This window comes from Paenibacillus sp. FSL W8-0919 (assembly GCF_038003785.1).
Classification (GTDB): domain Bacteria; phylum Bacillota; class Bacilli; order Paenibacillales; family Paenibacillaceae; genus Paenibacillus_AQ; species Paenibacillus_AQ lactis.
In genome coordinates, this window is the sequence record NZ_JBBOPV010000001.1 from 6,301,259 (window position 1) to 6,326,759 (window position 25,501).

Genomic DNA, 25,501 nt, shown 5'->3' on the forward strand with positions numbered 1-25,501 from the left:
CTGCAGTCTTTGTCATGGATTCTGTCAGGACCGATTAGATAACCGGCAACCGCCTTGTCGTTCCTCCCAGGGAACCCAAAGCTCCTTCTAAAAAAAAGTAGTCGCTGTATGACCTGCTTAACCAATCACCGTGCTCGCAGCCCTGCTCGCTTCACTGCGGGCCTCCTCTGCACGCCCGACGGGCGCGTAGGTGACTTTATCAATAACCAGGCCGTTTCCAACCGGTTTGCCGTTTACGGTAATCATGATTTTTTTCACGTTATTGTTATTCATATGCATAATCTCCTTATTTCGAAAATTCTATTAATTTGTCATCTTGTTCAAAAGCGTGTCTATTATTCCTTGTCGTATTCTGCCTTTCATGCCTGAGCATGCTTGGCCGCTGCTTGCCAACATCTATTTACCCGATTCAACCGCCTATTAAACATCCTGGCGGCCCGAGATGAAACGCCGCCTCTCCAGTGGGTAAATGATACTATGGAAACTTGTTCCTCTATCATTTCGTATGTACTATTATATATCAAAGGACGGTGATCCCTCATGGACAAGTCTGCACGATCTAAGCTGATCCGACTTTCTTTGATAATACTGGCGACAGGGATCGCGCTTCCCCTCGGAGGCCGCACGGCCAGCGCCGGCTACATCAGTAATTTGTACGACAATATACAGCAATTTCGTGAATTGCCGCAAGAGGTTACCGAGCTGAAGGACAGCTATAATCAAACCTTGCAGGAGCTGGATCGAGCTCGGATGAATACGGAAAAGCTCCAGCAGCAAAATGCGGAGCTAGCGGAGCAAAATCGGCAATTGACGCAAATGGTGAACCAGCTGCAGGAAGCGGAAGCCGCCCGAAAGCGGGGAGCGGAACGGCTGAAGAACCTGGCGATTACGGCGGCCGCGCTAGCTGCAGGATATTTTTTGCTGATACGCGCCCTTCGATTCGGCATGCGCCGAACGAACCGCTTTTAAATAAAGCAGCCAGTCAGACTGATAAAGGAGGTGGGCGTGTGATTATCCGAATGGAAGATACGTCCGGCGGCGGGGCCGGGCAAGCGGTTACCTTTTCCTTGGCCGACGGCGACATTGCCCATGTGCTGCATCCCGATCAGATTGTAGCGTACCGGGGTCCCTCGACCGGGCGAAGCGACCGTCTGATGAACGTGAAAGGGATATACCGGAAGAAGAAGCTGATCCGTGCCGACATCAGCGGTCCCAGCCAGTTTACGGCAGCCCTCCCTCCGGGCTTCAACATGCATGAGATCCGGCTGGAAGGCGGGGAGGATATGCTCTACGATTTCAGGCATGTATTCTTCTATACCAGTAATGTAACAATGCAGACCCGTATTTTGAAATTTAAAAATATGCTCGTTACGCGGGACGCCATTAAAATGAAGTTTTCCGGCAGCGGCAGCATCGGCATCCTGACCCAAGGTCCGGTCTGCAAGGTGAAGCTGCACCCTACGGAGCCGCTATACGTCGATGCAGGCAGCATCATTGCCTATCCGGAAGGAGCCAAACTGGATTTGACCGTATACGGTAACCACCTGGCAAGCCAGCATATGAATTACCATTGGAAGCTTACCGGAGAAGGATATGTCCTGTTTCAGGCCGGGCGGCAGAACCAGCGGCTGGTCGACGAATTCAACGATGAAGGGATTATCAAGCGCTTCTTACGGGAAGCAATTCCCTTCGGCGGAGTGTTTATCAAATAATGTCCCCGTGTTATAATGTAGGGCATAAGTACCCGGCTGCAGCGCAAGAGCCGCTAGCGGCCGCTAGTGACAACAGAAGACAAGTCCATACGCTGCAAAGCGTATGGGAGAGGTTCGCGAACTCCCTCTATAAAAAACTACATTGTCTTATTCGGCATCGAATTATCTTTTTTAAGCTGCCGTGAAAATAAGGCTTGTTTTTTTGCGGATTCAGTTCAAGAACTTCTCTATTCTTCTACGGGATCGGCCTTCGGGCTCCCCTAAAACTATGAAGAATGAGAGGTTTTTTTATGCTTAAACATGAAAAAGCGGTCGTCGTGTTCAGCGGCGGCCAAGACAGCACCACCTGTCTGTTCTGGGCGAAGGAACGCTTTGCCGAGGTGGAGACGGTCACCTTCGATTACGGCCAGCGCCACAAGCTTGAGATCGAATGCGCCGCCCAGATCGCCAAAGACCAAGGCGTGAAGCAAACCGTGCTCGATATGAGCCTGTTGAACCAGCTGGCTCCCAATGCGTTGACACGCACCGATATTGAAATCAAGGAAGGCGACCAAGGCTTGCCAACCACGTTCGTGGAGGGCCGGAACCTGCTATTTCTAAGCTTCGCTGCCGTCCTTGCGAAAGGAATCGGAGCCAAGCATCTCGTAACCGGCGTATGCGAGACGGACTTCAGCGGCTATCCCGATTGCCGCGACAGCTTTATCAAATCGCTCAATGTGACGCTGAATCTGGCCATGGACTATCCTTTTGTCATTCACACCCCGCTTATGTGGCTGGACAAAGCGGAAACATGGGAGCTCGCAGACCAGATGAACGCCCTGGAATATATCCGTGATCACACGCTGACCTGCTATAACGGCATTAAAGGCAACGGCTGCGGAGAATGCCCTGCCTGCAAGCTGAGAAAAGCCGGGTTGGATAAATATTTGAGCCGCAGGAACGCGAGCGTTGAAGGGGGGCGCACGGTATGAGCCGAGAGCCTGGAGCATTTCGGATCGTTGAACGGCTGCAGAAGCTCGGCGAGGATATCGATGCCGGCAGCCTGCGCTACCACCGGAAGCGCGTGCTCGTCTCCAAGGAATTTACGTTCGATGCAGCACATCATCTGCATGCTTATGAAGGAAAATGCAAGAACCTCCACGGGCATACCTATAAAGTCGTATTCGGCATCAGCGGCATTCCGGATGAAGTCGGAATTACCGTTGATTTCGGTGAAATTAAGGACATATGGAAATCGGAGATCGAGCCTTATCTCGACCATCGATATCTGAACGAAACGCTGCCTCCGATGAACACCACGGCGGAGAATATGGTCGTATGGCTGTTTGAGAAAATGGAAGCCGCCCTCAGCGCCAAGCCATCCCATGAGCAGCAGGGAACGCGCACCGAATTCGTGCGTTTGTTCGAAACACCGACCAGCTATGCCGAGGTCAGACGGGAGTGGATGCTAGGTGAATAATCAGCATAGTAAGGCAGAGACCGGCACAAGCGGAGGCGCATTCGCTGCGGCAACCGTCGACCGCCCCATTCCGGTAATGGAAATTTTCGGCCCTACCGTACAAGGCGAAGGGATGGTCGTTGGCCGAAAAACGATGTTCGTCCGCACGGCGGGCTGTGATTACCGCTGCGCCTGGTGCGATTCCGCGTTTACGTGGGACGGATCGGCGGCAGATTCGATCCGCAAGATGAGCACTGATGAAATATGGCAGGAGCTGTATCGTCTTGGGGGAGAACGGTTCGACCACGTCACCCTTTCGGGCGGCAACCCCGCCCTGCTGTCCCAATTAGGCTCCCTTGTGGATGAGCTGCACCGGCACGGCATTACCGTTGCGGTAGAGACGCAAGGCTCCCGCTGGCAGGATTGGCTGAACGACATCGATGAAGTCACCATATCGCCGAAGCCGCCGAGCTCCGGTATGGAGACGGATTGGGAGAAGCTTGACATCATGATCTCCCGCTTGTCCGCGCGCCAGCCCGGCCGCTCCTTCAGCTTGAAGGTGGTCGTATTCGACGATACCGATCTGGCTTACGCCGAAACGGTGCATGAGCGATATCCGAATGTCCCGTTTTACCTGCAAACCGGCAACCCGGATGTCAGCACAAGTGATACGTCCTCCCATGTCAGCTACCTGCTGGAGCGATACGAGTGGCTGGTGAATGCGGTTATGCAATCCGATCGGCTCAACGACGTGCGCGTCCTTCCCCAGCTGCATACGCTCGTATGGGGCAATAAGCGCGGCGTCTAGACAGCTGTCCGACATACCGCTTGATGGCCTAATGAACCTGAACAGAAAACGATTATAATATAGAGGAGTTATGCATTCATGGCTGGAAGACAAAGAGAGGAAATGCAAGAGGTTACCCTGCTGGGCAACCAAGGCACGAAATATACCTTCGAGTATGATCCCGGCATCCTGGAAAGCTTCGACAATAAGCATCCATATCGGGATTACTTCGTAAAATTCAACTGCCCCGAGTTTACAAGCCTGTGTCCGATTACGGGCCAACCGGACTTTGCCACCATTTACATCAGCTACATTCCGGATATTAAAATGGTGGAGAGCAAGTCTCTGAAGCTGTATCTGTTCAGCTTCCGCAATCATGGCGATTTCCATGAGGACTGCGTCAACATCATCATGAACGATTTGATCAAGCTGATGGATCCGAGATATATTGAAGTGTGGGGTAAATTCACTCCGCGCGGCGGGATATCCATCGATCCGTACTGCAACTACGGCCGTCCCGGAACCAAATACGAGGAAATGGCTGCACAGCGTCTCATGAATCATGATCTGTATCCGGAAAAAGTGGATAACCGTTAAATACAAGTTACCTGTACTGGTAACAAGTACAGGTACAAGTTAGATTTACAAGCAATCTATCACTTCTTATACGATGCTTTACCTCTAGGCATTCATATCCATAAGGGCCGCTCCATTTACGGAGCGGCCCTCTTTTTAGTCTCAATCTGCACCCATTCTTCTGGCTTAGCTGAAAACTTACAGCGGATATTCCATATTGCGCAGTCGGTGGTTCAGGCGACGTTTTTTGTAGAGCATCTTTCCGGCTTCCGCCACGTCCCCGATGGTGCCCTTGTTGTTGATCGAGCCGAATACAATCCCGGCAATCGGAATAAGCTGGAACAGCTTCTTCATTCCGAAGCTGTCCGTGTACGACTGGATCACTTCCCTCCAGCCCTGCAGCTGGGAGAATACCTGATCCGTCCCCTTCTCGTCATCAAAGCTGGCGAGCTCCTCCAGCACCGCCTTCTTGCCCACTATATCGGCGGAAGCGAACTGCAGGCACTTCACGATAAACACCCGCTCCCTGGTATCGTTCGGATCATAGCCGTAGCATAGCGCCATCTCTTGAAGCACCTTTAGTGACTGTCCGAGCACCATCGGAATATCGACTGCAATCGTAAAGACGCCGCCGATCCCGGTGGCTGCCCCTTGGGCTGCGGCAAATTTGACCCGTTTAGCCGTCAAAATATCCGCCGCGGCATCCATCACCTGCAGCGGCAAACGAGAAGCCTCGGTCAAGGTCAGCTTCTGATCGCCTGAGCCATCCGCCGCGTTGCCACCCGTACGGGAAGGATCGGTTTCTTCTTCGATCTCCCACGCTTCGGCTTCCTTGGAAGCGGTCCCCTCATCTCCCGCCGTTTTGGCCAACAGATTCATTACGGACTGCTCGCGCACCAGATACTGGCCTCCGGTCTGGATAAAGCTGCCGACATCGTTAAGCGCCTCACCGATTTTATTCCGCACGGCCTTCGGTGTCAGCCGATCCAGAAGCATGAAGGGGATTCTGCCGAGCTTTTCCCAGAACATCACGTCTTTCTGTTCTTTTTCCCACACCAATATCTCTTGAAGCTGTGACTCCAACACTTGCCGTGATTCCATTTCTGCCATGTTCACAATCTCCTCTTCAATTCAGCGTTAACTATGGAGTATATACGCATCAAACGTAAAAACGGCGCAGTATTTTTCAAAACTGATGCCTCAGCACGATATCGCCCAAATCGAGCAGCCCCATTATAGCCAGCTAATCATACGAAAAAGCCATCCCATCTGGGATGGCCATTTTACGATGTTTTTCGAAATGTAATGAACATCAAGCAACCTGTATACGCAGCTTATTTGCCCAAAAATGCGTTCAACATCCAGGCATGCTTCTGAATATCGGTCATCATGCCCGTGAACAAGTCGGCTGTCGCATCGTCACCTGCTACATCGGCTGCCGCGATCCCCTGCTTAAGCTCGGCTGCGATCGTTTCATAATCAGCGATAAGCTGGCTCACCATCTCTTCAGCGCTGTTCTCACCGTTCGCTTCTTGAAGCGTCGTCAGCTGCAGATACTGGGCCATGCTTGCTGCCGGTTTGCCACCGATGGCCAGCAGCCGCTCAGCCAGCTCGTCCACGTAATCGGCTGCCGCGTTATACAGCTCCTCAAACTTCTCATGCAGCACGTAAAACTGTGGCCCTTTCACATACCAGTGGTAATGGTGCAGCTTTACGCCCAGCAGGCTCCAGTTCGCAACTTGGATATTAAGGATGCTGTGGAGCTCGTTTTCACCCTGCAGGTTTTGAGTCAAATTTACATTCGCGTTCGTATTTGTATTCATCATCTATATCGTCTCCTTTAGTTGATATTGTATTTAGACTTATTCTAAATCCTTGTCTTTATAATATCAGATTTTCATCTTATTTGCAAAGCAATTCACGATTTCTTAGATGAAGATAGGATGAAGATTTTTCTCTGTTTTTATACCCTATCATAAGTGCTCCTTGCCGAGCCGGCTGTGAATTGAATCATGTTGTTCTTCAGGTGATGGGTGCTGAGAGCGGTTTATCCATAAAAATCTATTAATTTGTAAACGTTTACTGGAAATCCCGCGGTCTGTCACCTTATACTGGTGTTAAGTGACAACCATAGGGAGGCGAAATACCCCAGTGCATATTTCTATCATGAATTCCGATCAACTGACCCAAGCGATTGAATTATCCGATCGTATTTTTCTTAAGCAGCCCGAGCAGCCCTCCATGGGCGTATCCTTCCCGCTTATCTTCTCTCCGGGTATCAGCCATTCATACGGAGCATGGGATCAAGAGAAGCTTGTCTCGTTCATGGGATTTGTCCCGTTTATGATGAAGATCCGCGGAGCACGGCTGAACGTATTCTCGATCGGATCCGTATGTACGGACCCAGACTATCGGGGACAGCGGCTTGCCGGTTCGCTGCTTCAAGCATGCATCAAGCATGGCGAAGCTTCAGGCGCATCCCTGATCTTCATCTCCGGAGGGAGATCCCTGTACACCCGTGCCGGCAGCCGTTTGTTCGGCCGGGCCCAGCGCTTTCAGGTGACCCCTTCCATGGTCGAGCCCCTTCGGTCCTCCACCGCAAAGCAGGTTCAGATCCGGGCCATGAAGCCGGAGGATCTGTTGCAAGTCCACGCGCTTATGGAAGATCGGGAAGCCGGGTATATGTCGACGCCTACCGAGCTTGGCAAGCTGCTTGACGCAAGCGCCTATTCCAACGTGATCCGGCTTGAGCAGCAAGTGCTTGTCGCCGAGCAGAACGGGGAATTGTCGGCATTCGCAATCATTGCCGTGCCCGGAACCGTGATGACGCCTTCCCGCGCATCCACGCTTGTGGAATGGGGCGGCAGCCCGGAAGCCGCCGCGCTGGTCATTGCTGAAGCAATCGCCGGCTTTAACCTGCCGGAGCTGATCATTCCACTGGCCTGGCAGGACCGAGAGCTCGCCGCGCTGCTTCAATCCGCCGGTGCCATGCCGGAATCGATCCAGAATGACGGGACGGTTTACCTGGTGAACGGAATCCGGCTTCTGGATCAGCTGGCTCCGCTGCTGCCGGAAGGCGCCATCCAAGCCGATGGGGAGCATGGACCTTATCGCATTACGCTCTCGGGGGAGACTGTTGTCCTGGATGACGAAGGACTGCTGTCGCTCCTGTTCGACCCTTTGTCTCCGTACCGGATTCGAGGGACAGCAGCGTTTGACCCGATTCCGCTGCCGTATACCTCCGGGCTGCAGTATATTTAAATAAGCCAACGGATACCGAATACTCATCGAACCGAATGTTCACCGAGGTTTGGCCTGATAGTAAATTTTTTATCCTAGAGATGAGCCGCTTTTCCAGATTTAATAGGCATAAAGTGATTGATGGTATACCGTAACTGCGAAAGGAAATTCATAACGGTTACTGAAGTGGCTTGACAGCAGGAAGAGGGGCTGCCCCAGATCGATGATCTTGTGGGACAGCCCCTCATTGTATAGAGTAATATATAGTATCTTAAAGTCTCTTAGATGACCCTTCGCGGCCCGTGCTTACACCATCAGGTCTCACCGCGCCTCCGTCCCCGTTGCCGTAGCCGTGATACAAATTCGGATCCGGAACGGCATCCTCGGTAGCCGCCGCCGCTTCCGTGCGGGAATCGATTGGGGAGCCCGTGCCGTTGTACGTTGTTCCTTGACGGTAATGATGCTCATTAAGCGCGCTGTTGCTGCGGAAGATATCATATACCTTTCCGCCGCGGCTCTCATCCGCATCCACCATGACGAGAATATGCCCTTCATCGACGTAGCTTCCGTATTCCTTCGCCTGATCTTCCGGTATGCCGAGTCCGATCAATCCTCCAACCAGCCCGCCTGCGCCTGCTCCGACGGCAGCTCCCGTAAGAGTGGCAGCGATGGGACCTGCAGCGACAATCGGGCCGATGCCCGGTATAGCAAGCGCGCCGAGCCCGGCAAGCAGTCCGGTTACGCCGCCCAGGACGCCGCCTGTTGCTGCCCCGGACGCCAGGCCTTCCGGCGCCTTCGTCCCTGTCTCTTCCTCAATCGCCGACGTTTCACCGCGATCCTTTGCAATGACAGAGATTTCATCTGCTCTGAACCCTTGCGACTTCAGTTCCTCTATAGCGCGAGTTGCTTCCTCTTCCGAACGAAAAGCACCAACAATTTTCTGAGTCATATGAGTTACCTCCTTATGGTCATTTCAGTTATCGGTGTACACTTCATTCTTAAACGTCTGAGGACTTGATCAAACAACAGATCCCGGCCAAAAGGCATCGTTCCATCGATTTCCATACCGAACGGAAGAATCTCCCCTGAATTTGAATGGTAATATTTAACTATTAAGTTATTCATGCTAGAATTAAAAGTAAGTAATTCCCAATAAAATAGAAATAGGCTGGTGATTCGATGAATTGGTTTAAGCCATTCGAGGACGATCTTGCTGCCGTATTTGCGCAATGCGAAGCTCGATTGTCGGACCTGCCCCCTCCGTTGAATGAACTCGGAATTTCGTATTTGCGCGCTTTCGACGTCTTCGAGCAAGACAGCTCCAAAAACTACATCTGTTATCTACTTCCCTTCTGGATGAAAGAACTTACCACACTCCCAGCAGAAAGTTACCGCCACCTGGCAGCAGCCAACATCATCGGCATGCTCTACTATTTCATTCAAGACGACATCATGGACTCTGTTCAGGAGAGTCCATCCCCGCTCCATGTGAAACAGCATCTTGCACTCGCGACCCTTTTATATTCGGAATTCCTTGCGATGTACCAAGCTTACTTCCCGCCTGACTCCGCATTCTGGCAATTTTTCAAAGTTTATAATCAAGAATGGTCGGATGGCGTCATTCACGAGGGCAGCGCTGATTATTTCGTGAACATGCCGATGGGAGTCGCCAAGAAGGCCGCTCCGGTTAAACTCGGCAGCACCGCCGTCCTCCTTCTGGCGGAACGCCCTGAGCTGATTCCTGCCGCGAATGACATGATGAACCACGTGCTGCTGACCTTGCAGATGATGGACGATTGGATGGACTGGAAGCAGGATCTTGCAGACGGCAGCTACAACTGCCTGCTCGCCATGATTAAAGCAAGGCTAGGGCGTCCCTGGGATGCAGCGCTAACCGAAGCGGAAGCTCAAGAGGCGATTTATATCCGCAACCTCTTGAAGCCTTATGCAGCGATTGCAGCTGAGACGCATACCCGCCTGACAGAGACCGGGCTTGACGCGCCGAATCTGATATCCTTCCATTATACGATGGTGGACGAGCTCATTTCGGATGCAAATCATATCGAAAACAGCAAGCAAACCCTGGCTTTAGGCGGTTTGAATTATTATTTGTCTATATCAACCAAAAAATAATAGATTTTAAATTTATTCCATGGTATCCTTAAAGAGTAAATTATAACCATTTATTTGAAAGGGTGATTCTAATGACAACAGAAGCCATCTTTCAAACACAACTGATTCAAAAAGCATGGGAGGATCCTAGCTTTAAAGCAAAGCTGGTCAGCGATCCGAAATCAGCGATCAAGGAAGTACTTGGCGTGCGAATCCCCGACCACATTGAAGTAAGAACGCTCGAAGAGCAGCCCAATGAGCTGTACCTGGTCATCCCTCCGAATCCGGCAGGCGTGATCAAGTCCGAAGCCAAAGAAAGAGCCATCTGGTAAAGACTACATAACAGCCCGGGATTTACTCATACATGGAAGAACACGAAGCAAAGAGTGGGGACTGGAAGCCTTCCGCCAAGTCCGCAGCCTACGATTTTATTCGTAAGCTGCGGGCAGCGTGATAACGGCATCCGTCCCCACTCCTTTTTTACTTGTAAATTGAATGCTGCCATCCATGGCCTCGATAATTCGAAACGTGACCATAAGCCCGAGTCCCGTCCCTTTCGTCTTGTTGGAGAAGTACGGCTCGCCTAACCGGGCCAGAACATCCTCCCCCATTCCTTCGCCGTTATCCACGACGTGTATGTATACCCGCCCCTGCTTCTGATAGCAGCGGATCTGGATGACCCCCTCCTCTTGCAAAGCTTCAATGCTGTTCTTGATAATGTTAATGAACGCCTGCTTGAACTTGGAGGAATTGCCGCGTACGGCAAGGTCCTCTGGAATGTCCACGGTGATCTTTCCGCCATGCAGATGCGCAAGCGGCGCAAGAATCCCCTCGATATGCTTGAATTCGTCGGAGATCTGAAGCACGGTGTCCTTGCCGAACTCCGGCTTGGCAAAGGTCAGGAAGTCCGTAATAATGCCCGACGCCCGATCCAGCTCCACCAGCGCCAAATCCAGATACTCGCGTTCAGCCGCCTTGGCCTTGCCCATGAGCAGCTGTAGAAATCCTCGTGTTACTTGAAGCGGGTTGCGGACTTCATGGGCTACCGAGGCTGCAAGCTCGCTGATGATCTCCATCTTCTCAGAGCGCTGCAGCTCATTGTTGAACATCTCCAGCTCCTTGGAGTATTGGAGAATCCGTTCATGATTTTTGGCAAAATGGCGCCCCAGAATGACAATGAGCGATACGATAAAGACGACAACGCCCCATTTCCATAAAAACAGATTATAGCTTCCCCGGCTGAGGAAAAACTGCAGCAGCTCGCCCAATCCGATAACGGCAAACGCGGCAAAGCCTGCATTGAAAATGACGGCATCCCTGTTTCCTTTGATGGCAAAATACATCGAGCTTCCGATCAGCAGCGTGAATTGCAGGATCATAACAACGCCGAGCACCTGCACGGAAAAGAAGTAGTACAGCCCAAACCACTGGTTTGCGGCCAGTTGATTGGCGATCAGGAACAGAATACAAAACAAGGAGTAAAACACTTGGAAATTGCGCAGTTTGTGAAGCATGCCCTTCCAGCCATGACCGAATATTTTTTCGAAAAACAGGCTGAACGAAGGCAGAAGGACGAGTAATGAAATATCATACATGTGTGTAAAGATGTTTCCGTATTCTTCAAAAACGGTGTACAGGAAAGGGGAGTAAGTAAACACCAGGATGCCTACAGATAGGATGGTAAAGGCCAAAGAAAGGACGGCGACCAGATATTTATTGTTCAAAAAGACAGCACATATGAGCATCACGAAGGCAATGAATAAGAAGGCGCTGCCTAAAATGATATCGCCCAGATTCGATCGGACGAACCGGTTCAGAAGCTCGTGGTATGGGCCGATCACGATTTTTCCGTCGACCATAATATGATCTCTTGCCGTTTCCAGCCATACATACAGGTCCTGGCCGGATAAATCCTCATGCAGCGGGAGCAAGATATGGTTCAGCTCATAATTGTAGGTTCTCGCGGATTCATAGATTTTCCGTTCGCCGGCAAACACCGCTACCTGCTGTCCGTGAAGCTTGTCTATTAGTATGCCTTGCGAGGAGGAGGAGATATCCGGAAGTTTCATATGAATCCATGCCGACGTCTTGCTCTGCGGCTTCGGGTGTTCGGAAATCCGGGCGGAGCCTTCCACCCAAATCTCTCCCTCTGGCGGCGCACGATCCGGCACTTCCCCTGCATCCGACCATAGAATTCGCCACTCCTTAATCACAGCTGACGCTGGCGCACTGGCAGCGCCGGAGGATAACCCCGGAATGCCGAGGGTAATACCAATTGTGATGATCAGGGACATACCGATTCTCCATCCAGATCTCATGCACGCACCTCAAACATTATAATGAATACCTCCTAAAAGTATTCGATGCGTTAAAACATTCCCCCTTCTAAAATTCATAATTATGAAAAATTTTTCTATTCTTTTGCTAAAATAACAGGAGATACCGATCCGGTATCTCCTAAAAACGCGTTTAAGTTGGGTTTCCTTGATGGTTCGATGCACAGGCAGGGAAGCGGATAATCGCTTCGGTGCCGACCCCTTTCCTGCTGTTGAAGTGTATGGTGCCGTTCATCGACTTGATGATCCGGTAGGTAACCATCAGACCGAGGCCCGTTCCCTTGGATTTATTCGAGAAATACGGCTCTCCGAGCCTGGACAGCTCAAGAGCATCCATCCCGACCCCATTGTCTTGGATATGGATAATGACCTCGTTCGATTGAGCATAAGCCCAAATGCGGACAGTGCCTTCCCCGTCGAGAGCTTCAATACCGTTCTTCACGATATTAATCATCGCCTGCTTCAGCTTGGAGGAATTACCGGTAATACATAAATCCTCCGCTTCTTCCAGCTCAATCGTGCCGCCTGCAAGGTTGGCTAGCGGGAGAAGAATACCGGTAACATGCTTTAGCTCCTCGTACACGTTCAGAGGCACAATCTGTTCGACTTGCGGCTTGGCAAACGTCAGAAAATCCGTAATGATCCCCGACGCCCGGTCCATCTCCTTTAAGGCCAAAGCGAAATATTCCTTCTCCTCCGGCTTGGCGCTCTGCGAGAGCAGCTGCATAAAGCCGCGCGTCACCTGCAGCGGATTTCGGACCTCATGCGCAACCGAAGCGGCCAATTCGCTAATAATCTCCATCTTCTCGGAGCGCTGCAGTTCATTATTGAACAGCTCCAGCTCCCGGGAGTACTCGAGCACCTGCTGATGACTCCGGACGAATTTTCGCCCCAGCATGACGATCAGCGATACGACGAGCGCAATAACGCCCCATTTCCATAAATAGAATTCATAGTTGCTGTCTTTCATATAGAAGCTTATCAGGTCACCCAGCGTCAGCAGGGCCATTATGCCGAATCCGAACGAGAAAATATAAGCGTCTTTATTACGTTTGGATGCATACAGGATCGTAATTCCGATAAGCAGCGACAGCTCCAGAATAATCAGAATACCGAGGATCTTCACTGTAAATAAATAGTAGAGCTGAGGAAACGGATGCGTGCCGACCAGCTGAACGATAAGCAAAATCAGGCACAGCCCGGAATAGCCCATCTGGAATCTTTGGCCATAGCGGATGATCCGGTAAGGACCCGGACCGTATATTTTTTCAAAATAAAAAAACATGGCAGGCATGATGGCAAACAAAGCCGTATCAAACAGGGTTACCCATACGCTTCCCAGATCGCCATAGAACGTGTAGAGGAAAGGCGAATAGGCAATCAGCAGCGCACCGAATGCAAAAATAACGATGCACAGGGCAAGCCAGCTGGGTACCGTATGCCGCGGAAGAAACAGGCAGCATACCGTCATGACCGCCGCGATGAACAATAAGGAGCCGCCAAGTATGAAATCCTCCAGATCCTTCTTGATGAATACGCCCCGCATATGTTCATACTCTCCGAGCACGATGTCCCCTTGGATTCCTAGTGCAGTATCCGTTCCCTTCGACCATATATAGACGGTTTTGCCGGCATCCTCCCCGGTAACGGGCAGCAGCAGCGTATGGTTCATATATACAAAATACCGCTTTACTTCGTATAATGGCAGCTCTTCCAGAAAAGCCGACACATCCTGCCCCTTGACCCGCTCGATCAGTACAGCCGATTGTCCCGGCGGCAGCTTCGGCAGCGTGAACCGGTTCCATGACGAAACAGCCCCATCCGGCCGAGGGGGGGATGCCATCCCCTTCTTTGCATCGATCCATTGACTGCGGCTCCTGATGCTTGCAGGATTCACGTCCCCTTCCCGATCCTCGAACTCCCACAACACCTGCCAATCGGAGATTACCGCGGGAGCAGCTTGCGCATGAGCGGGCGCGCCCCAGAATGACATGAGCGGCATCATCAGCAGCAGCAGGAGTATGTATTTAGGTACATCCTTCATTTTGTGCGCACCTCTAACCGTCCTTCGTTCATAATGTAGGGTTTTACTGCGTTTATGCGTCATGTCGATTCGACAAACTTCGTCTTGATTTACAACCAATATACCATGAAAAGCAACACCCGTTGTCAGAAAAATTTTAGTTGTTAAGAAAATGAAAAGGGACTGCTGGTCTGCCATCACAGTGGCAAGCAGCAATCCCTTAAGGTTAGTGTGAAGAACTGGAAGCAAGCCCCATTCTTTCAACCATCCGCTTGCTTTCCTCATTCAAGCCGACGATGGTCATATGCTTGCCTGCCTCCTTGTACTTATTGAATATTTTGGAAATTGCGTCCGTTCCGGACTGATCCCACACATGCGACTTGGAGAAATCAATCGTGACATGGTCCGGATCGTTATGAGCATCGAACAGTTTGATGAAATACATCGCGGTCCCGAAAAACAGCTGTCCCCGAATTTCATATACCTTGACTCCATTGGCCTCGATATGCGGATTGGCATAAATTCTCGCCATCTTCCAGCCGAAATTCAGCGCGCTGAGCACGATGCCGATCATGACGCCGATGGCCAGGTTATGGGTTGCAACAACGATGATGACCGTCGTGAGCATAACCACCGTATCTCCGAGCGGAATCCGGTGGAGCGTCCGAAGCGAGTTCCATTCAAAGGTGCCTATGGACACCATGAACATGACGCCGACCAGGGCAGCCATCGGAATCTGCTTGACGACATCACCAAGGACGATGATCAGAAACAGCAGGAACACGCCGGCAACGAGCGTAGAGAGCCGCGTGCGGCCGCCGGATTTAACGTTGATGACCGTCTGTCCGATCATCGCGCAGCCGGCCATCCCCCCGAAAAATCCGGTAATGATATTCGCGATTCCCTGTCCCCGGATCTCCCGGTTCTTGTCACTGTCGGTCTCGGTCAATTCATCCACGAGCGAAGCCGTCAGCAGCGATTCGGTCATCCCCACGACCGCAAGCGCCAAGGAGATTGGAAGTATGGTCATGATCATCTCCAGACTGATATACACATCGGGAATATGGAAGAACGGAAGCGTCTGCGTTATGTTGCCCATATCTCCGACCGTGCGCACGGGAGCCCCTGTCCATACCGCGATGATCGTCATGACAATGATCGCCACAAGCGCTGAAGGAACAGCTTTCGTGAGCAGCGGCAGAACATAGATGATCACGAGCGTCCCGGCCACCATCAGAAACATCGGCCATGACTCCCCGACAAAGTTCGGAAGCTGGGCCAAAAAGATAATGATGGCAAGCGAGTTCACAAAGCCGGTAATGACCGGCTGCGGCACGAAAGAAATAAACCGTCCGAATTTCAATGCCCCCATCAGCCATTGCAGAAGTCCCGTGAGAACCGTCGCTGCGTATAAATACTCAATGCCGTGCTTGGCTACGAGCGGTCCCATCAGGGAAGCCATCGCCCCGGTCGCCGCGGATATCATGCCCGGCCGGCCGCCGAAGAATGAAATGCTGACCGCGATGACAAAGGAAGCATATAAGCCGACCATCGGGTCGACGCCGGCCATGATCGAGAAGGCGATCGCCTCGGGGATAAGTGCAAATGCTACGGTAAGTCCCGACAAAATATCTTTGCGCGTATTGCCAAAGAAGCCTTGTTTAATCCATGCAAACAAAGAGAAAATCACATCCTGTTCGTATCTTATGGTTGGCGCCCCACTCTCAGGTTTGCCCGGGTCCGATAATCACTTTTCCGATTATATATCAAGCCGGTCCCTGTTTTCAGATATTAATAAAGCGCATTCATTTCGGTTTATCTCTCAATTCCTCTTAAATTCAAACGATAACGCGTCGATATCCCATTTTCAAGAATTTCATAATGATTCTTGCGGCCGGGAATGCTACCAAAAGACTTACGACTTCCCTCACGGCCTTTGAAAAGCGATTCATTCCTGACCCAGCGGGTAAAGTCGGAATATATAAAACATCCCGAAGCGGGATGGTATGGAAAGGAGTTATCAACCGATGCGCGACGAGAACAATCGGAATACGCTGCCTGAGTTGATATACCTGGAATATGAGACCAAGCGGAAGATCGACGAGACGGATATGATTCCGGAGGATGACATTCGGGATGTAAACACCTACACAACCCAGAGCCTTAGCAGTGAGGAGGCCGACCACAGCGGTTACGACCAGAATGAGTCCGCCCCCGCGGACGCGAAACCGCCCGCAGCAGTGATAAATCCGGACCATAGCGCTCTTGATGCTTGGGAAGCGGCAGGCGCTGAGCCTTATAACCGGACGATCGCCGGGGAGCCGGCATCCGGGTCCTCGGCAGATGCCGTCGATGGGCAGGAGCCCAAAGCGGAGGGCCGGCTCCCACTGGACCAGGCATCGGCAAATGCCGCCTTCGTCCATGGGGATGAGCGTGAGGCAAGAGAATGGTTGGATATGGAAGGTGAGCCGCCGACGCGGCCAGGAGATGAGGTGATCGCGGAATACGCAGGCGATGCTGAACGCCGCGTGACAGCGGATGCTGCCTTTTCCGGAAGCGGCACGGCTTTTCTGGGACAGGGACAGGATCTATTCATCACCGATTCAGCCGGTGATGATGAGGATTACACGCCGCTTCAGGACGTCCCGGATGCCGACGCCATTGCAGCGGACAGCCCGGTTGACCCCGCTGCCCCGCAGACCGATCTAATGCATGGAACGGATCTTTTGAACGGCAGCAACGGTGAAGAGGATTAATCCGGATTCCAGCTGCTCGTTTTGAGCCTATGAATGATCAAGACCCGCTTTCTCTTCGTCACAGTGAAAGCGGGTCCTGTTATATGAATCTATTTTCCGAACAATATGTCCAGCCAGCCAAGCAATGACATCCATAGCAGGATACCGATCAGGGTTCCCCATATGAGTGCTGTTAGTATATTGCCCTTTCGTTCCATACCGAGCCTCCCATATTCTGTCTTTTATAGTAATTCAGTATGGGTCAAGCCACTATTTCTTATACCGGCCAAGCTCTTTATCTTGTAATCTACGATGTACCATAACCTAGGAGTAGGAGGATTCGCCATGAAACAGCCTTCCGACCGTGACACCCCTCTTGTTACCGAGCGTGACATCGACGAGAAATTTGGTCTTTTCGTAGAAGGGTCCTATCCGGACAGCGTTCCCATTCCCGACAGCGTCAAGCGAGAGAAGCCGGATGGCAGCGATACCAGCCATCGCGGAAACGAGTCTTCGAGCGGCTGAAGCCTTGCATCCACTACAAAGATATAGGTACAAAAGCTGTGCTGAGTCCTTCTCATCTTTCACCCATAGGATGCCTTCCCACATACACTACACCATATGAATTCGGAAGGATGATGTGAAGATGAACGGACCTCGATTGACCCGCTTGATGCAAAATATCTCCCTGCAGCAGCGGCTGGCCTCTTTAGTCGGGCATCTTGCAGAAATTAACGGCCCGAATATGGGGCTCGAACCCGGCCGGCTGCAGCGGGTGCTGAAGAGCCAGTTTATCGTGGTGAAGGGTGAGCTGTTCGTGCCCGCTAGCCTCGAGTCGATCCGGGTATTTGATGTTAAGCCGCCGAAACGGACGATTCATGTCGGCGTGCGTACCACCTTTTCCACGGGCGGCGCCTTTAGCCGGATCCGGCTTGTCCGGATCGGCACGGATTTCATTGAGCTGCTCGCCAAGGATAAGAACCACTCCCGGATCCTGCTCCCGCTGAACAAAGTGGAGGGCATCTATCAAGTGAAATAAAGACTCGAAGCTTTCTTTGGCCTTATCAACGTACATCCTGCAGCCTGTAGCCTCCGGACTTGCCGCCAAGCTCCGGGGGCTATTACTTATGTTTACGCTGCGAATGTTGTTTTCAGTACTTGTCCTACCTGTGTTAAAATGGGTTACGGTATACGATCTAACCTGAATAGCTAGTTACAGGAGGAGAATGAAATGCTGAAACAGAGAATGCGCTGGATGCCTGTTCTCGGTATCGTCTTTGCCGTGCTGCTGGTCCTCTCCGCATGCGGCAACAATGACAAAGGAACCGGCAGCGCAAACGGCAGCGGAACTGCCAGTGAATCCGCAAGCGGCTCTACAGGCTCGACAGGCGATTCCACGACCGGGTCCTCAAGCGGATCTGAGAACGGGGCCGCACCTGAGGAGAAAACCCCTGAAACAACCGAAACGGAGGCTAATGTACCCGATCCGGATGCAAGCCATCCGATCGTGACGATTGAAATGGAAGACGGAGGCGTGATCAAGGCCGAGCTGTATCCGGAGGTGGCGCCGAATACCGTCAACAATTTTATTTCCCTGATCAAGCAGGGCTTCTATGACGGAACCGGCTTTCATCGCGTTATTCCCGGCTTCATGATCCAGGGCGGCGACCCGGACGGGAACGGTACCGGCGGACCCGGCTACAGCATTCCCGGCGAATTTACCGCCAACGGGTTCCAGAACGACCTGAAGCATACGACGGGCGTCTTATCCATGGCCCGGGGGGAGGATCCGAACAGCGCGGGCTCCCAATTCTTCATTATGGTGGCGGATGCGCCTCATCTGGATCAGCTGTATGCGTCGTTCGGCAAGGTGATTGAAGGCATGGACGTGGCAATGGGGATCGTGAATGTAGAAACGAATGGCGAAACGCCTGTCAAAATGCCAATCATGAAAAAAGTGACGGTCGACACCCTCGGCAAGGATTATCCGGAGCCTGAGAAGCAATCATAATTTCCTTGCGATATCAGGACCGGATCCCCTGAGATTCTGCTTCCTGATATTTTCAACAAAAGGCGGTGCAGCCATGAATGCTGCACCGCCTTTTGTATTTTATTTCACCGGCTCGGCCGGTTTTTCGATAACGAACAGGCATGTACTGTCCGGCAGGGCCGTCACCCGGCCTGCATCATCGGTCAGTTCAATCCGGCCTGCCAGCGCTTCGGCATACCCCTCCTGCAAATAATGCCGCTGTACAAGAATACGGGCCTCGGGGCCAAGCGTCTTCCGTATGCATGCGGCATACCCGGAAGGCGTAAAGACGCCGAACTGCTCCTGGACTTCGTGTACGTACGCTTCCGCCCCCCAGGTATAGGTGTACAAAAATTCCATCGCATCATTGACCGGCATTCGCACCTCATTTGCAGACAAGGGCTCATACCGGATCGCTCTTCCTTGAAAGTCCGCGGCATAACGGGCCAGCCACGCCATCCCGTCCTCCTCGAGAAAACGGATGCGCCGCCATGCGTCCCCTTCGGTCATGATGCCGTCCCGGATAATGATGCGTCCGCCGGGTGACAGCACCTCGTACGCGCTCCTGAGGGCGGCTTCGACGGTCGCGGTATTGAACCGTCTCCCGTCCGTTTCGATGTAAGAGTACAGCTCATGCAATATGGATGAGAAGATGACGGTATCGACCTTGCCCGGCTCAACATACTGCTTGAGCCGAAGCGCATCCCCCTTCATTACTTCCCATGACCTTTGCTCAAGCCGCTTCCGCTTCTCCAGAGCTTCGATCACGTTCGATGAAATATCGATGCCGATGGGGCGAACCTGCGGCAGCCGCTCCTCCATAAGATCAAGCAGCACGCCGCCGCCGGGCCCGATGTCCAGCACCACCGTTCCCGTTACGTACTCAAGGATGACTTGCTTGTAGTCCCCCGTGCTGTTCATATCCTCCAGATAGCTCTCCTCGTTATGAAACCGGTCGTAAGCGTCCCGGCGGAGGCCGAACAGATCGAACAGCAGCAGTACGGCTTTCTCATATAGCGGAGACTTCTCGGCCTCGATGCAGAATTCGATCAATTTTTCCGCCGCCTTGGAAAATTCGAACGTGAAGAACACGGTGTCCGGAAGACCCGGCTTTCGCACGATACGGTGACGGAGATGCGGGTTTGCGCTGACAGCTCCTTGAAGGCAGGCTTCCCAGTCCGCTTGGCGCAAATACTGCTCGATCATCCGCTTTTTATAGACATTCAGCTTCTTGGCCCCTTTGTAGTCGTAATACATGTCATTCATCAGTGTCTCGAAGCTTAAATGACGGATCGGCTGCGGCATCTCCGGATGTATGGCAAGCCCGCTCGTATCCTCGGTCCCCTTCCTGCCTTCCGCTGAACCTTCGCCCTCGGCCCGAAGAGACAAGAGCATCACCTTCACGAATTCCTCGAGCGAAAAATCCTGCAGCGCGGCCTCCACATACCATAGCGTCATGTTCCGCAAATCGTTTAAGGCAGTCGTCAGACCGACCTGCTCCCCGATTCGCTTAAGCTCCGATTCGAAATCTTCGCCGCTTTGGATCGAGCCCGCACGAAGACGGCGCAGCCGGTCATGAAGGCTCCATTCCTCATCAAAGGCGCCTTCGGCTATGCGGACCACCAGCTGGGCGGTCTCCTCTTTGACGGCATGCCACAATGGCTCGGACACCGCGCCTATGATGCATTGGTTTAGCGGAACCAGCAGCCGGCTCAGCTCCTCTGCCGTAAGCTGCCCGCTTTGAACCAGCCCGGACAGCGGGGCGTTCTCCTCAAGGGCGACCTCGCCCCGAATATGCTGGCCGATGAGCCCGTGGGTCCGGATCAGCGTATGTACCATTTGTTCATGCGGCGTCATGCTCCCCCGGCGCTCCAGGACATGCCGTTCGTACAGCTGGGCCGATCCGATATGGTGGAGGAACAGATTGACGCCGGATCGGGTCCAATGGAGCCGCTCCCGTACCGTCCCGCCCTTGGCGGTTTCGGCCCATGCCAGCACCTCCTCCAGCAGCTCCTTGATCCAGTAGGACAGCGGCAAGCTGTCGAGGATCGTTAACGTCCTTTCTACATAATCCAATACAGGATTGGCATGGGCTAATTCCCCGATGGACGAGATCCGCTCCAGGTTCACGATTCGCTCTTCAGCCGAAACCAGCATGAACAGCCAGGGATGCGTCCTGCATACCGACTCGTCCCCGCCGCGAAAGGCCTTGATCATCTCCAGCGATTCCAGCATAAATTCATCCTCCGCTTTCCTAGGTTATGGACAGGATGGAGTTATCCCTCCCGTAGTCTGGTTATGATTATATCAGATCCTTCTTTAAGCGATCGCAGCAAGTCTCTAAAAGGGACTTGTGCGAGTGAAATGGAGCTCCGGGGGCCGTGCACGTCCCTAAAAGGGACTTGTGCCGGCGAATTGGAGCTCCGAGCGCCAAGCAAGTCCCTAAAAAGGACTTGTGCCGGTGAAATGGAGCTCCAGTGCCCGAGCAAGTCCCCAAAAGGGACTTGTGCGGGCGATATGGAGCTCCGGCAGCCGTGCACGTCCCTAAAAGGGACTTGTCCAGGCGAATTGGAGCTCCGGGGGCCAAGCAAGTCCCTAAAAAGGACTTGTGCAGCCGAATTGGAGCTCCGAGCGCCAAGCAAGTCCCTAAAAAGGACTTGTGCGGGCGATATGGAGCTCCGGGGGCCGTGCACGTCCCTAAAAGGGACTTATGCCGGCGAATTGGAGCTCCGGGGGCCGTGCACGTCCCCAAAAGGGACTTGTTCGGGTGAAATGGAGCCCCAGTGCCCGAGCAAGTCCCCAAAAGGGACTTGTGCCGGCGATATGGAGCTCCGGCAGCCGTGCACGTCCCTAAAAGGGACTTATGCCGGCGATATGGAGCTCCGGGGGCCGTGCACGTCCCTAAAAGGGACTTATGCCGGCGAATTGGAGCTCCGGGGGCCGTGCACGTCCCTAAAAGGGACTTGTGCGGACAAATGGACCTGCCGGCATTTGGCGCAGGAGGGCCTGACGAGGTATACTGATCAACAAAACCATATGAAGTTATTCAAAATAAAGGAGTGAGTGTTTCATGACCCTGAAAAATAAAACAGCCTTGATTACCGGCGCAGGCAAAGGCATCGGCCGCGCGCTGGCCATCGCCCTCGCGAAGGAAGGCGTACATGTCGGACTTGTAGCCCGCACCGCCTCGGATCTGGAATCGCTGAGCGCGCTGATCGCAGAGCAGTATGGCGTAAAAGCTGTCGCTGCCGTCGCCGACATTTCGGTGCAAGAGGAAGCGGAAGCGGCGTTTGCAGCGGTAAGCATGGAGCTTGGCTCCGTCGACATTCTGATTAACAACGCGGGCATTGCCCAGTTCGGCAACCTGCTGGAGATGGAGCCGGAGGCATGGAAGCGGATCGTGGACGTCAATCTGATGGGAACCTACCATATGCTCCGCGCCGCGCTTCCAGGCATGATCGAACGCAGTCAGGGAGACGTAATCAACATCTCTTCCACGGCCGGAGAGCGGGGCTTTGCGACCGGCTCGGCCTATAACGCCTCCAAATTCGCCGTCATGGGCCTGACGGAGGCCGTACTGCAGGAGGTACGAAAGCATAACATCCGCGTCACCGCCCTGACGCCAAGCACCGTCAACACGGAGCTTGCGGTCAATGCCGGGCTGAAGATCGGCGATGAGGACCGTATGCTGCAGCCGGAGGATGTGGCCGAGCTTGTACTGGCCGCATTGAAGCTGCCGCAGCGCGTGTTTGTCAAAACCGCCGGCATCTGGACAACGAATCCGCAGTAAAAAGCCGCTTCTCTCACGAAGCTCATCCAAACGGGTGCCCGCCTGCAGCGGGGCACCCGTTTTGTTGTGCTTTAACCGCGCGAATGCACTAACCAGCGGTACCCTTTGTTTGCGCTCAAACGCAGCTGCCCTGGCTTCGGTCAGTCGGCCTTTCCTTCATCTCGTCTTGGACGATCAGCTCTCGTCTGTGATCCACACCGAGGTTTTTTTGTCGGACCATGCCTGGGCATGGCAACGGTACCATCCGTTGCGTGTTCTACCGCGACACAACGACGATAAATGAAGCATCCAGTATTGCCCTGATCCAAGTTTCCCTCGATACCGATACATACCAGGACGGGCCTTTTCCCGAAGTACGCCCGGTTATGCAGCCCTCTTCTCGGTTCTCTCGTGTCAACCTCGCGATGCCATGATATAATGACAAGGCATTTATCATTCAATGAGGGCATTCACCTTCAGCTACATTTACGGGGAAAGAAGATGACAACAGCATGATCGCCGACATTTTATTGGAAGTGGTACTCCCGATCTTCGTGCTGATCGGCTTCGGCGTAACGATGCAGTATGCATTCAAGCTGGATTTGTACACACTCGCCAAAATCAATTTTTATTACATCACGCCCGCTGCCGTGTTCATGAGCATGTACGAGTCCGAGATGTCGCCCCAGCTGCTGGGGACGGTCGCCTTGTTCTACGCCCTCTATATCGCCGTCCTGTATGGGATCAGCATGCTGGTTGCTCGGCAGCGGAAGTTCAACCGCGGCATGAAGGCCGCGTTCACCAACAGCCTAATTCTCGACAACTCCGGCAACTATGGCCTTCCGATCAACAACTTGGCCTTCAAGGGCGATCCGATGGCAACCTCGGTTCAGGCGCTGATCATGTCCTTTCAGAGTCTGCTGACGTTCACCTACGGCGTCATTTCCATTCAGGGCGCCAAGACGAACGGCCTCTATAAGCAAGCCATTATCGGATTTCTGAAAATGCCCGTCCCTTACGCGCTCGTTCTCGGGATTGCGCTGCATGCGCTGGACCTGCCGCTGCCCGTATTTATCTCGCAGCCGCTGATCTATGCCGACCAATCGATGGTCGCCATCGCCCTGCTGACGCTCGGTGCGCAAATTATCAAATATCCGCTCCGGCTGCGCCGGCTCGACGTCTATTTGAGCGTCCTGCTTCGCCTGCTCGTTGCTCCCGCCATCGGGATTGCGCTTGTCCTCCTGCTCGGACTTAAGGGAATTCCGGCCCAGGCGCTCATCATCGCCTCGGGGATGCCGGTCGGCGTCAATTCGTCCATTCTCGCGGAAGAATATCAGAACGAGCCGGACTTTGCTGCACAAACGGTGCTCATCTCGACCATACTAAATGTAATTACCATTACTGGCTTGATATCCCTGGCCAAAACGATAGCCTAATCCATTTTTGCTTAGGAGGAAATGACATATGAATTTTGATTTGACCATTGACCGAAGCTGCACCGCTTGTCACAAGTGGGATAACGTTCCCGCTGTATTCGGCGTGCCTGACGCTCTTCCGATGTGGGTTGCGGATATGGATTTTGCAGCCCCGCCTGCCGTGCTGGAGGCTCTTCACCGCCGGGTAGAGCATGGGGTGTTCGGTTACACCTTCCCGACGGAGTCGTACCAGGAGGCTATTGCGGAATGGATGCAAAGCCGTCACGGCTGGAGCATTCAAAAGGATTGGATCCAGTTCTGCCCCGGCGTGGTGCCCGCGCTGAGCCTGATCGTGGACGCATTTACGGAGCCGGGAGATCAGGTTGTCATTCAGACGCCGGTATATCCTCCGTTTCATAGCGTGGTCAAGGACCAAGAGCGGGAGCTTGTGCTTAACCCGCTTATTCGCGGGGAGGAAGGGGACTATGCAATGGATTTCGAGGATCTGGAGAAGAGCCTTGCCGGCGGCCGTGTAAAAATGCTGATTCTGTGCAGTCCGCACAACCCGGTCGGACGGGTGTGGAGACGCGAAGAGCTTGAGCGTCTGGCCGATCTGTGCCGGCAGTACGACGTGCTTGTCGTATCCGACGAAATTCACGCCGACCTCATCTTTGAGCAGGGCAGCCATACGCCGTTCGCCGCCTTGTCCGACGACGCGGCATCTCGCTCGATCATTTGTACTGCGCCGAGCAAAACCTTCAATATCGCAGGGATGAACACAGCCAACATGATCATTCCTAATGAGCAGCTTCGCCGGACCTTCCGGAAAGTGCTGAACCGGTATCACATCGGCTCCATTACGCCGCTCGGAGCAGTGGCCACGGAAGCTGCATACCGCGAAGGAGGGCCATGGCTGGACGAGCTGCTGGTTTATATTCGCGGAAACATGGAGCTCGTTGCGAATTATATCCGCGAGCATCTGCCGGAGCTGAGCGTGGCCCTGCCCGAAGCTACATACCTCCTGTGGATCGACTTCCGTTCGCTCGGGATGGAGCATGACAAGCTGAACCGCTTCCTCGTCGAAGAGGCGAAGCTGGGATTAAACAGCGGGGCGACCTTCGGCAAGGATGGCGAGGGCTTCATGCGTATGAATGTAGCCTGCACCCGGGCTACGGTTGAGGAAGCCATGTCACGTTTGCATAATGCGATACGACAATGGCGGGAAATGCGGAAATAGGCGAGAGATCGTCCCATAGCTAGAGGAGCCGTGCCCATGTGCACGGCTTCTCTTTTTTATATGCATCGAAGTCGGAAGTTTTATTTTTGTCT

At 53.0% G+C, this 25,501-nt stretch carries 24 protein-coding genes; 16 read left to right on the forward strand and 8 right to left on the reverse strand.

Annotated elements, in window-relative coordinates; translation table 11 throughout:
• Positions 1 to 117: 117 nt before the first annotated feature.
• Positions 118 to 273 carry a hypothetical protein gene (locus tag NST44_RS28600; RefSeq protein ID WP_007130810.1) on the reverse strand — a complete coding sequence of 52 codons (156 nt, stop codon included), beginning with the start codon at positions 271 to 273 and terminating at the stop codon, positions 118 to 120.
• Positions 274 to 540: 267 nt separating this feature from the next.
• On the opposite strand from NST44_RS28600, the gene NST44_RS28605 reads away from it, so the two are divergent.
• From NST44_RS28605 to queF, 6 genes are all read left to right on the forward strand, one after another.
• Positions 541 to 969 (forward strand): hypothetical protein, encoded by a 429-nt coding sequence (locus NST44_RS28605; RefSeq protein WP_028406447.1) that lies wholly within the window; start codon positions 541 to 543, stop codon positions 967 to 969.
• A gap of 38 nt (positions 970 to 1,007) precedes the next feature.
• Complete coding sequence (locus tag NST44_RS28610; RefSeq protein WP_007130813.1) at positions 1,008 to 1,712, forward strand: AIM24 family protein; 705 nt, start codon at positions 1,008 to 1,010, stop codon at positions 1,710 to 1,712.
• 290 nt (positions 1,713 to 2,002) lie between these two features.
• Entirely contained in the window at positions 2,003 to 2,683 is a 681-nt protein-coding gene (gene queC, locus NST44_RS28615) for a 7-cyano-7-deazaguanine synthase QueC (protein WP_007130814.1), read from the forward strand.
• Complete coding sequence (gene queD, locus NST44_RS28620; RefSeq protein ID WP_007130815.1) at positions 2,680 to 3,171, forward strand: 6-carboxytetrahydropterin synthase QueD; 492 nt, start codon at positions 2,680 to 2,682, stop codon at positions 3,169 to 3,171. Before queC ends, queD begins: the two co-directional genes overlap by 4 nt.
• Positions 3,164 to 3,958 carry a 7-carboxy-7-deazaguanine synthase QueE gene (gene queE, locus NST44_RS28625; RefSeq protein ID WP_007130816.1) on the forward strand — a complete coding sequence of 265 codons (795 nt, stop codon included), beginning with the start codon at positions 3,164 to 3,166 and terminating at the stop codon, positions 3,956 to 3,958. The genes queD and queE overlap by 8 nt, the downstream gene beginning before the upstream one ends.
• A gap of 78 nt (positions 3,959 to 4,036) precedes the next feature.
• Positions 4,037 to 4,534, forward strand: coding sequence for a preQ(1) synthase (gene queF, locus NST44_RS28630; protein ID WP_007130817.1), 498 nt, complete (start codon positions 4,037 to 4,039; stop codon positions 4,532 to 4,534).
• A 177-nt stretch (positions 4,535 to 4,711) separates the two neighbouring features.
• Here queF and NST44_RS28635 read toward each other — a convergent pair whose 3' ends face one another.
• Both NST44_RS28635 and NST44_RS28640 read right to left on the reverse strand, forming a co-directional pair.
• Positions 4,712 to 5,623 carry an EcsC family protein gene (locus NST44_RS28635; protein WP_007130818.1) on the reverse strand — a complete coding sequence of 304 codons (912 nt, stop codon included), beginning with the start codon at positions 5,621 to 5,623 and terminating at the stop codon, positions 4,712 to 4,714.
• 224 nt (positions 5,624 to 5,847) lie between these two features.
• Positions 5,848 to 6,336: a Dps family protein gene (locus tag NST44_RS28640; RefSeq protein WP_050954052.1), complete on the reverse strand. Its 489-nt coding sequence runs from the start codon at positions 6,334 to 6,336 to the stop codon at positions 5,848 to 5,850.
• Positions 6,337 to 6,664: 328 nt separating this feature from the next.
• Between NST44_RS28640 and NST44_RS28645 the strand changes: the two genes are divergently transcribed.
• The gene (locus NST44_RS28645) at positions 6,665 to 7,774 is read left to right on the forward strand and encodes a GNAT family N-acetyltransferase (RefSeq protein ID WP_007130820.1); all 1,110 of its coding nucleotides are present in this window, start codon (positions 6,665 to 6,667) and stop codon (positions 7,772 to 7,774) included.
• 250 nt (positions 7,775 to 8,024) lie between these two features.
• On the opposite strand, the gene NST44_RS28650 is transcribed toward NST44_RS28645, so the two are convergent.
• The gene (locus tag NST44_RS28650; protein ID WP_007130821.1) at positions 8,025 to 8,702 is read right to left on the reverse strand and encodes a general stress protein; all 678 of its coding nucleotides are present in this window, start codon (positions 8,700 to 8,702) and stop codon (positions 8,025 to 8,027) included.
• A 230-nt stretch (positions 8,703 to 8,932) separates the two neighbouring features.
• Between NST44_RS28650 and NST44_RS28655 the strand changes: the two genes are divergently transcribed.
• Both NST44_RS28655 and NST44_RS28660 read left to right on the forward strand, forming a co-directional pair.
• Positions 8,933 to 9,886 carry a hypothetical protein gene (locus NST44_RS28655; RefSeq protein WP_007130822.1) on the forward strand — a complete coding sequence of 318 codons (954 nt, stop codon included), beginning with the start codon at positions 8,933 to 8,935 and terminating at the stop codon, positions 9,884 to 9,886.
• 71 nt (positions 9,887 to 9,957) lie between these two features.
• Positions 9,958 to 10,197 (forward strand): NHLP leader peptide family RiPP precursor, encoded by a 240-nt coding sequence (locus tag NST44_RS28660; RefSeq protein WP_007130823.1) that lies wholly within the window; start codon positions 9,958 to 9,960, stop codon positions 10,195 to 10,197.
• Between the two features lie 96 nt (positions 10,198 to 10,293).
• On the opposite strand, the gene NST44_RS28665 is transcribed toward NST44_RS28660, so the two are convergent.
• The 3 genes from NST44_RS28665 to NST44_RS28675 form a co-directional block, all read right to left on the reverse strand.
• Positions 10,294 to 12,183: a sensor histidine kinase gene (locus tag NST44_RS28665; RefSeq protein WP_007130824.1), complete on the reverse strand. Its 1,890-nt coding sequence runs from the start codon at positions 12,181 to 12,183 to the stop codon at positions 10,294 to 10,296.
• 151 nt (positions 12,184 to 12,334) lie between these two features.
• Positions 12,335 to 14,245: a sensor histidine kinase gene (locus tag NST44_RS28670; protein ID WP_007130825.1), complete on the reverse strand. Its 1,911-nt coding sequence runs from the start codon at positions 14,243 to 14,245 to the stop codon at positions 12,335 to 12,337.
• Positions 14,246 to 14,450: 205 nt separating this feature from the next.
• Positions 14,451 to 15,902, reverse strand: coding sequence for a SulP family inorganic anion transporter (locus tag NST44_RS28675; RefSeq protein ID WP_007130826.1), 1,452 nt, complete (start codon positions 15,900 to 15,902; stop codon positions 14,451 to 14,453).
• 349 nt (positions 15,903 to 16,251) lie between these two features.
• Between NST44_RS28675 and NST44_RS28680 the strand changes: the two genes are divergently transcribed.
• The 4 genes from NST44_RS28680 (at position 16,252) to NST44_RS28695 (ending at position 18,970) form a co-directional block, all read left to right on the forward strand.
• Positions 16,252 to 16,980: a hypothetical protein gene (locus NST44_RS28680; protein ID WP_007130827.1), complete on the forward strand. Its 729-nt coding sequence runs from the start codon at positions 16,252 to 16,254 to the stop codon at positions 16,978 to 16,980.
• Between the two features lie 324 nt (positions 16,981 to 17,304).
• The gene (locus NST44_RS28685; RefSeq protein WP_007130829.1) at positions 17,305 to 17,484 is read left to right on the forward strand and encodes a hypothetical protein; all 180 of its coding nucleotides are present in this window, start codon (positions 17,305 to 17,307) and stop codon (positions 17,482 to 17,484) included.
• Positions 17,485 to 17,605: 121 nt separating this feature from the next.
• Positions 17,606 to 17,998: a hypothetical protein gene (locus NST44_RS28690; RefSeq protein WP_007130830.1), complete on the forward strand. Its 393-nt coding sequence runs from the start codon at positions 17,606 to 17,608 to the stop codon at positions 17,996 to 17,998.
• A 192-nt stretch (positions 17,999 to 18,190) separates the two neighbouring features.
• A complete protein-coding gene (locus NST44_RS28695) occupies positions 18,191 to 18,970 on the forward strand; it encodes a peptidylprolyl isomerase (protein WP_007130831.1) in 780 nt (259 codons plus the stop codon).
• A 99-nt stretch (positions 18,971 to 19,069) separates the two neighbouring features.
• On the opposite strand, the gene NST44_RS28700 is transcribed toward NST44_RS28695, so the two are convergent.
• A complete protein-coding gene (locus tag NST44_RS28700; protein ID WP_007130832.1) occupies positions 19,070 to 21,223 on the reverse strand; it encodes a class I SAM-dependent methyltransferase in 2,154 nt (717 codons plus the stop codon).
• Between the two features lie 835 nt (positions 21,224 to 22,058).
• On the opposite strand from NST44_RS28700, the gene NST44_RS28705 reads away from it, so the two are divergent.
• The 3 genes from NST44_RS28705 to NST44_RS28715 all read left to right on the forward strand — a co-directional run bounded on the left by NST44_RS28705 (position 22,059) and on the right by NST44_RS28715 (position 25,409).
• Positions 22,059 to 22,778: a 3-ketoacyl-ACP reductase gene (locus NST44_RS28705; RefSeq protein WP_007130834.1), complete on the forward strand. Its 720-nt coding sequence runs from the start codon at positions 22,059 to 22,061 to the stop codon at positions 22,776 to 22,778.
• A gap of 491 nt (positions 22,779 to 23,269) precedes the next feature.
• Entirely contained in the window at positions 23,270 to 24,193 is a 924-nt protein-coding gene (locus NST44_RS28710) for an AEC family transporter (protein ID WP_007130835.1), read from the forward strand.
• Between the two features lie 28 nt (positions 24,194 to 24,221).
• Positions 24,222 to 25,409, forward strand: a complete 1,188-nt coding sequence (locus NST44_RS28715) for a MalY/PatB family protein (protein ID WP_340901257.1) — start codon at positions 24,222 to 24,224, stop codon at positions 25,407 to 25,409.
• Positions 25,410 to 25,501 lie beyond the last annotated feature (92 nt).